Origin of the sequence: Campylobacter sp., assembly GCF_030528245.1 — a bacterium.
In the GTDB taxonomy this organism is placed as follows: domain Bacteria; phylum Campylobacterota; class Campylobacteria; order Campylobacterales; family Campylobacteraceae; genus Campylobacter_D.
Window position 1 is genome coordinate 97663 of the sequence record NZ_JAUMZG010000001.1, and the last position, 7341, is coordinate 105003.

The window sequence follows — 7341 nt, forward strand, 5'->3', positions numbered from 1 at the left end:
ATTTCTGATCACATTAAATCAAATAAATTATAATCCCCGCAAAATTTGTTATCCAAAGGAAAAAGCATGGATATAAATGAACTTTTACTTCAAAGCGTTGAAATTCTGCCCCCCCTGCCCAACACAGTCAACAAGCTCAAAGAATACATCGACACAGCCGGTGGTGAAGTGCGAACCGAAAAAGTCGCTAGCATCATCGGAGCAGATCCCCTCCTCACGGCCAAACTTTTGCAGCTTGCGAATTCTCCATTTTACGGCTTTTCAAGGGAGATCACAACCATCACACAGGTCATAACCCTGCTTGGCATCGCAAACATCAAAAACATCGTAATCGCCAACTCCATCAAGGACAATTTCAAAATCGATATGAGCCCCTATGGCTTGGACACAAGCGACTTTTTGAGTTCTTGCAACGATGAGGCGAATTTCATCACAAGCTGGCTGGGCGATGAGGACAAAAAGCTCTCTCACTCCCTCGTGCCCTGCGCGATGCTGCTGCGATTGGGGATGATCATTTTTTCCAATTTTCTCATCCAAAATCGCAAGGATAAAGAATTCCTAGAAAGGCTCAAGGGGGCGAATTTTTCAAACATCGCCTTGATTGAAAATGAATTTTTGGGCGTGGATCACATAGCCTTTTTGGGATTTTTACTGCATCGCTGGAATTTTGACGAAAGCCTCATAGAAAGCATTTGCTTTGTTGGCGCCCCGCATTCTGCCTCGGATGCGGTGAGAAAGTCCGCCTACGCCCTCGCCATCACCAACCACATCTTCGCGCCCTACGACGGTGCGTCAAAATTTCACGTTGAGGCGGCGATCGCTTTGATTAAAGAGGCTGCGGGGAGTGGGATTGTGTTTGATCTTGAAAATTTTCTGGACAAACTCCCGCCCAAGGCTAAAAATAACATGGCATGAAAAGCATCATTTTGCCGCCCAATGAATTTTTAGACCACTATGTCCTGAACGCAGAATTTTGCCGCCTCGCAAGCATTTCCAAAAACGCTTATAAATTTTGGAAAAAAGTGGAGATTGGCAGGTATCAGGGCACACGGACCATTTTTTTGCATAAAAACACCATTTTAACCAGACATCAGGGCGCGCTGGAAAAATGCACGGATTTAAGCGGCTTCGTGCTTGCAAGTGCTTTTTGTTCTTTTACGGGTCTTTCGCCCTCGCACTTGGTCGAAAAAAACAACTCCGCCATTTACAAACTTTTGGAGCTCAAAGAAATTGCGGGGATTAAATTTGTGCATTTGAGGAAATTTTACGACTTTTTGGGGCTTGAGTATCATCAGCATATTTACATTGAAAAGTGCCATTTTTTCAGCCCCACACCACTGGAGAGGCGGATAAAAATCACCTCTTCTTTGTGCGTGGGCTATTATTAGCCTTATAAATTCTAGCCATCAAAACGCTCGCCAGCAAAGTCGCCAAACAAACTGAAAAAATATAAACACTCGGCCCATAACTCGCCCAAGATCCCGCCTGCGCACTGCGGGCCTTGATGTGCAAATAAGTGATGAGCTGGGGCGTGAAGCCACCAGAAAGCGCGTAGGCGATGTTATAGGCGAACGAAATTCCGCTAAATCTTATGTGGGACTTGAAAACATCGCTCATAAAAATCGGGCAAAAATTCGCCACCCCCGCACTCAAACACACCAAGCAATACAAAAACACGATTTGCGCCTCATTTTTATCGGTCGTGTAAATGGCCGCAAAAAATGAAAAAGCAAAAAAGGCAAAGGCAAGAGTGAAGGCCATGCAAACCTTGTGGGGTTTGAATTTATCCGCCAAAAAGCCGCCGAAAATCAAAGCGCTTATGAGGCAAAAGAGGCCACCAATTTGCAAGTAGGTCTTTTCAAACGCGGAAAAATCCAAAATTTTAACGCCATTGGCATCTGGCGCGACCAAAAAATTAGGCATTATCAGGATGAAAATTAAAATGCAGGCCGTGAGCATCCAGGTAATGAGCATGGAGACCACCACCCCAAATTTAGAGCTTTTAAGCACTTCTTTGAGGGGGAATCGCACCAAAACGCTGTCCATTTTCATCTGCTGAAAAACGGGCGTTTCTTCTAAAAATTTACGCAGATACACCGAAACGATTCCAAAGATCCCGCCCAGGGCAAAAGGCACGCGCCAAGCCCATTCTTGCACCTCATTCGCGTCAAAAACCGCGTAAATTCCAAGATAAACCAAGGCTCCCAGTAAAATTCCAGCCGTTACCGAGGCCGTGAGGCAACCCAAATAAAGATTTTTCCGCCCTTCTGGGGCATGCTCATGAATGAAAACCCAAGCTCCGGGCAGCTCGCCCCCCACTGCTATGCCCTGACAAAGCCGCACAAGGATGAGAAAGATAGGCGCTGCATAGCCCACGCTCTCAAAGGTCGGCACGATGGCTAGCAAAAAGGTGGGGATGACCATGAGTAAAATGCTAAGCATGAACATATTTTTACGCCCAAATTTGTCGCCAAAATGTCCCATCACAATCCCCCCCAAGGGCCGCGCCAAGTATCCTGCTGCAAAGATGCCGTAAGTGTTGATGTCTCGCCAAGTTTGACTGAGGCTCTCGGGGAAAAAATGCCTAGAAATGATGCTGGCAAAAAAAACAAAAATGATGAAATCATAAAATTCCAAGGTACCGCCCAGCGAGGAGAGGCCTAGAATTTTAAGCTGTTTTTTAGAAAGTTTCGTTTTCATTGATCCTCATTTAATATTTAAAATTCACACTTGCAAAGCCATTATGTGAGCTGCCATTGTGCGCAAATGAGCCATTGTAGCTAAGGGAAAGCGATAAATTTTTCCGCAGGGCATACTGCAAGCTTGTTTGCGTGAAGGCATAGTTTCGCGGCAAACGGAAAGAGTCGCTGTCGTTTTCAAAATGCGTTTTGATTTTATTATTGAGTAAAAATTTATTGCCAAGCTCCAGGGTCGTTGAAAGATTGTTTTGCCAGTTTTTCACCCAGCTCAGACTTAAAAAATTATGAAGCAGATTGATATTTTGCGCCTCGTTTTTTAAATTCAAATCAAAAGCGCCTATCCTAAAGCCCTCATAGCCCACGCCATTTTTAAGGCGCAAACTATTCTCAAGCCCATTGGCGTAGAATTCCAAATTCGCTGCCGCGCCCATACCATAAATGCTAACCTTATCGCGGACCGTATGGGCCCTTTGTTGCAGCAGGGTGAGATCTGCTGAGCGCTTGGCTAGCTTGATCGTGCCCTGCAGGGCAAGCCCGTAGGGGTCGCTATTTGCCAAAAAAGACTTGACCTTCAGGCCCGTAAAAGCGCCCTTATGCTTACCATCCAACCTGATAAAGCTCCCCGCATCGTTGATTTGCGTTTTGGAATTTGCCCGACTGAGTCCCAAAAACCACTCGTAAAAAGACGCGCTATCAAAATGGCTAAAGCTCGTAACAAAGCCCTGAGTATTGGCCTTGCTGTCGGCCTCCCTAGCGCTCAAAGAAAAATCATCGTGCCCGTAAAAGGGTAGGAAAAACCAATGCTTGTCCTCAGGATTTTCGCGGCTCAAAAGCTTGGTGTTTTCATCGCTCAAAAGCGTGTCCAAAAATATGGTGCGCCTTTGGACATAATTGACCAAAAAGTCCGCAAAAACTGCGCCGAAAAGGGCCTTGGAGTTTGGGTTGATCACGAAGGTGTTTGAGGCCTTGTTATAGACGATGATGTAGCGCTTGGCATCGGCGAAATTGCTGATGCTTAGAGGGGAGGCTGCGCTGGGCTTGTGGGGGGAATTTTTCAGCAAAATGCTGTGCTTGATGTCGTATTCCACGCCGAAATCATACTGATGCGCATCGATGTAAATTTGCGCCGCGCTAAAATCGACATCGCTAGCCCCATTTCCCGTGATGACAAGGCGCGAGTCCACATCCGCTGGATGGACAAAATTTTTATGCTCCGCCAAAGGGATGCGCCGATTGGAGCGGATGTAGTATTTTTTCACGCTTATCTTGCCCGCATCGTTTTTGATGTGCTCGTTGGTAGCATTGGGCTCGATGTTTCCTAAATTCTCCAAATGCTCAATATTCCCGCTATTTTGTAGCCCTCCGCTGATGTGGCCGGCATTGATGAGGGTTTTAAGGCTTGCGTTTTGGTTATTTTTAAAGCTGTGAATGCGCCCATCGTTGTGGAGATACTCCACGCTTCCTTCGTTACTGAATGTGCTGAGCTTGGAATTTTGACGATTGTAAAGCCTGTTTTGGATGCTGCCCTTGTTTTCAAACGCAATATTTTCCCCAGTAAAATGAATATCCACCCCCGACAAAGTCGCTCCCGCTTCTTGCTTGAGGGAGCTTGTGATGAGGCCTGAGCCCTGAAGGGTGAGGGATTTGTGATTGGTCAAGTCGCTGATTTCCTTGTGCGCGATGAAATTAGCGATGCTGCCTGAATTTTCTAGCTTGGTAACGCTTTCGTTGAAATTCAAGCTCCCCGTTATCTCCCCCTCATTTTTGATGCTTTTGGTTTTTTCATTGAGGTGGATGCTGCCCGTGATTTTGCCGCCCTGTTTGTTGAAAAGCTCGGTGATTTCACCCCCATTTTCAGAGGTGATACTTTGGATACTGCCTGAATTTTCTAGCTTTTGGATTTTTGAATCCGCCCCACTCACCCTGATCGCGTCAATTTGCCCAGCATTATCCACCAAATTCACCAAAGCGCCGCTCTCCAGACTTAAATTTTTGATGACCCCTTCTTTGTTTGGCGTTTGACCGTTGGTTTTGGCGTTGATCAAATCCACCACCTTAGCCGTATTTTTAAGCTCTATCGCTTCAATCGTCCCGCGATTGTGGATGCCGCCCTTTGAAGAGGAATTATCCGTGGCGTTGTAGCTGTTGCTAGTGCCGTTTTTCTGGCTAAGCTCCGCACCACTGCCATCGATGATGAGCTTGTTTAGGGTGGAGTCCTGGCGCACTTCTATGGCAGCGTGGGTCTCTCCCTGTATCTTGCCCGAATTTGTGAGGGTTTGGATGGTGGCTTTGTTCAAAACTATGCCTCGAGTTTTGCCCTCTATGGTGCCTGAGTTGGTGAAATTTTTGACAGTGGGGCGCTTGCTTGATTTTTCTGTGATCCAAAACCCCTGCGAGCCCTTAACCGTGCCTGAGTTGGTGAAATTTTCCACCTCGACCTCACCGCCCCAAAATACCCCTTCGTTGTTATCTCCTGAGATGGTGCCTGAGTTGGTGAAATTTTGAAGGGTGATTTTTTGCGTGACGGAGTCGAAATTGGTGCCGTATTGTTGGCCGCTTATCGTGCCTGAGTTGGTAAGACTTATGTTGGCCTGCGCGTTATGGACGCGGATGCCGTAGGAATTTACGGAATTGGACCCCTGGACTACGGAGTCGGTATCAATGATGCTTCCCTTATTTTCAATGACCGCATCGCCCTTGAGGGTAACGCTTTTGAGCTTTCCGCTTTCGGTTACATTCAGCTTGTAGGGCGCAGTGGAGGGATCGCAAGAAAGCGTGCTCAGGTCGGTAGAAACGGTAACCTCGGCACTGGAGCAATTAGCTCGTGCGAAGTCTAAAAACAGGAGTGCGGCGGCTAAAATTCTAATATTCATAATAATCCTCTTCGTCGCCATCATCCTCATAGCTGTAATCGTCCTCATCGTAGTTGTATTGCTTTTGCTCCTCTTGCTCTTCCTCGTAGCTATCTTCACCATCCTCAATAAAATCTTCTTCATCCCAGGGCATGATTTCTCCTATAAAATTAATGATAATGTCGAACTTTAGTATAGATGTAGCAAATATTTTCGCTACAATCGCTGATGGCAATAATTATAACTTTAAATTAATAAGATTTTGAGAGTTTTATATGGAAAATTTGGAAAATTTACACAATAAGAAACAAGATATTCATCATTCCACTTTTTTGGAATTTAAGGTTATATTAAAAAAAGAAGACAATGCCGAGAAAATTTTTGAAGAGATTTTAAAGCATAAGAAATTTGAATACAAACTCTCAAACATTAGCACAAATGGCAAATATCAAAGCTTTCTTTTACGCGTTATCGTAGAAGATCAAGAAGAACCAAGAAAAATTTTTGATGCATTGAGAAAAAAATCGCAATTCGTCTTGTAAATTTTTCTTGCTTCTATTACGATTTCATTGGTTTACAAAATTTTCTGTAAAATTACCAGCGAATTATCAAATTGATGAAAGGCTTACAATATGTTCCACAGGATCAGTTCAAAACTCGTTACCATCATCGTTGCGGTATTTTTCGTCAATGTGGCTGTTTTAATTTCCATCGTTTCTTACAATTTTTCCGACTCCATCCAAAGGTCCAACGATAAGCTACTTGAAGCCAGTGTCAATCGTTACATCAACTACATTCAAGGCAATTTTCAAGAGCTAGCAACCCTACTTGAGAGCATTTCTAATGAATTGCAGGATCAGTATTCTAAAAACAATTGGGAAATGAACGATATCGAAAACACGATTAAGGCCAACCTAGACGCGAGCGATCATGCGGCCTATGCCTTTTTATACATCCCCAAGCCCCTGCCAAATATGAAAGAGCACTATCCCATGTACACCGCGCCCAATGGTCGCTTGATGATGCTTTTTAAGGACAATGATGTGGAGAAAAAGGGGGCATCCAAGGCATCAAGCCCAACACTTGGATCACCGAAAGAAAGGCTTTCGCACGCGTGATCGAGGACAAGCGCCCTTCTTTCGGACAGCCTAGGTTGTTTTCACTTCCTAACGAGGAATTTTTTGGGATCAACATCTCTTATCCCGTTTTCGATGGGGCTAATCAAGTCATAGCCGTGATAGGCTTCATTTTTCGCCTTGATACGCTCAATAAATTATTACAAGATCCCATTTTTGACATCTACCCAAACAACCTAAGAGGCATCATCGACCGAAACGGCATTTACGCCTCCCATCCTAATAAAGAACTCTGGGGAAAGCCTATTTATGACTTTGTCAATGAAGAATCTAAGCAGATTGTCAGGGATTTTATGGCGAGTCCAAAAACAGAAATGGTAAGCGATAAATTCACCACCTCAAAAGGCTATGTTTCCTACCTAGCCATGAAAAAATTCAGCGTGAAAGACTCCGATACCTTCTACATGCTCTTATCCGTCCCTATCGATGAGGTTACGAAGGATTTGAGGCGAGTGCAGTTTATTGTCATAGCTTCCTCTTTGGTTATGATACTTCTAGTTTCTGTGCCTATTTTCTTCATCATCAATCGCATGATAGGACGACGCCTCAACATTCTGCTAGACTCTATAGTCGCCTTCTTCGACTTTCTCAACCACAAAAGCAAAAGCATCAGCACCATTAAAATTCAAGGCAATGACGAGTTCGGTCAAATGG

At 44.7% G+C, this 7341-nt stretch carries 8 protein-coding genes; 5 read left to right on the forward strand and 3 right to left on the reverse strand.

Translation table 11 applies throughout. The features are described from left to right. Positions 1-66 precede the first annotated feature (66 nt). The gene (locus Q4A73_RS00535; protein ID WP_303205477.1) at positions 67-915 is read left to right on the forward strand and encodes an HDOD domain-containing protein; all 849 of its coding nucleotides are present in this window, start codon (positions 67-69) and stop codon (positions 913-915) included. Further along, on the forward strand, positions 912-1388 hold the full coding sequence (gene cheQ / locus Q4A73_RS00540) for a cheVAW transcriptional regulator CheQ (RefSeq protein WP_303205478.1): 477 nt from the start codon (positions 912-914) through the stop codon (positions 1386-1388). The genes Q4A73_RS00535 and cheQ overlap by 4 nt, the downstream gene beginning before the upstream one ends. Here cheQ and Q4A73_RS00545 read toward each other — a convergent pair. From Q4A73_RS00545 to Q4A73_RS00555, 3 genes are read right to left on the reverse strand one after another with little or no spacing between them, the layout of a single operon-like run. After that, positions 1357-2700, reverse strand: coding sequence for an MFS transporter (locus Q4A73_RS00545; protein ID WP_303205479.1), 1344 nt, complete (start codon positions 2698-2700; stop codon positions 1357-1359). The two genes, cheQ and Q4A73_RS00545, sit on opposite strands and share 32 nt — an antisense overlap. Before the next feature lie 10 nt (positions 2701-2710). Then, entirely contained in the window at positions 2711-5572 is a 2862-nt protein-coding gene (locus Q4A73_RS00550) for a hypothetical protein (protein ID WP_303205480.1), read from the reverse strand. After that, on the reverse strand, positions 5562-5705 hold the full coding sequence (locus tag Q4A73_RS00555) for a hypothetical protein (protein ID WP_303205481.1): 144 nt from the start codon (positions 5703-5705) through the stop codon (positions 5562-5564). The genes Q4A73_RS00550 and Q4A73_RS00555 overlap by 11 nt, the downstream gene beginning before the upstream one ends. 121 nt (positions 5706-5826) lie before the next feature. Here Q4A73_RS00555 and Q4A73_RS00560 point away from each other — a divergent pair, with 121 nt between their 5' ends. The 3 genes from Q4A73_RS00560 to Q4A73_RS00570 form a co-directional block, all read left to right on the forward strand. Then, the gene (locus Q4A73_RS00560; RefSeq protein WP_303205482.1) at positions 5827-6093 is read left to right on the forward strand and encodes a DUF493 family protein; all 267 of its coding nucleotides are present in this window, start codon (positions 5827-5829) and stop codon (positions 6091-6093) included. A 90-nt stretch (positions 6094-6183) separates the two neighbouring features. Beyond that, positions 6184-6669 (forward strand): hypothetical protein, encoded by a 486-nt coding sequence (locus Q4A73_RS00565; protein ID WP_303205483.1) that lies wholly within the window; start codon positions 6184-6186, stop codon positions 6667-6669. Further along, positions 6666-7341, forward strand: a 676-nt coding sequence (locus tag Q4A73_RS00570; protein ID WP_303205484.1) for a hypothetical protein, incomplete at its 3' end; no start/stop codon positions are given. The genes Q4A73_RS00565 and Q4A73_RS00570, both read left to right, overlap by 4 nt.

Excerpts from the sequence above, each read along its gene's own strand:
- Q4A73_RS00535 (WP_303205477.1), top strand. The coding sequence starts at position 67 with ATGGATATAAATGAACTTTTACTTCAAAGCGTTGAAATTCTGCCCCCC.
- cheQ (WP_303205478.1), top strand. The coding sequence starts at position 912 with ATGAAAAGCATCATTTTGCCGCCCAATGAATTTTTAGACCACTATGTC.
- Q4A73_RS00545 (WP_303205479.1), bottom strand. The coding sequence starts at position 2,700 with ATGAAAACGAAACTTTCTAAAAAACAGCTTAAAATTCTAGGCCTCTCC.
- Q4A73_RS00550 (WP_303205480.1), bottom strand. The coding sequence starts at position 5,572 with ATGAATATTAGAATTTTAGCCGCCGCACTCCTGTTTTTAGACTTCGCA.
- Q4A73_RS00555 (WP_303205481.1), bottom strand. The coding sequence starts at position 5,705 with ATGCCCTGGGATGAAGAAGATTTTATTGAGGATGGTGAAGATAGCTAC.
- Q4A73_RS00560 (WP_303205482.1), top strand. The coding sequence starts at position 5,827 with ATGGAAAATTTGGAAAATTTACACAATAAGAAACAAGATATTCATCAT.
- Q4A73_RS00565 (WP_303205483.1), top strand. The coding sequence starts at position 6,184 with ATGTTCCACAGGATCAGTTCAAAACTCGTTACCATCATCGTTGCGGTA.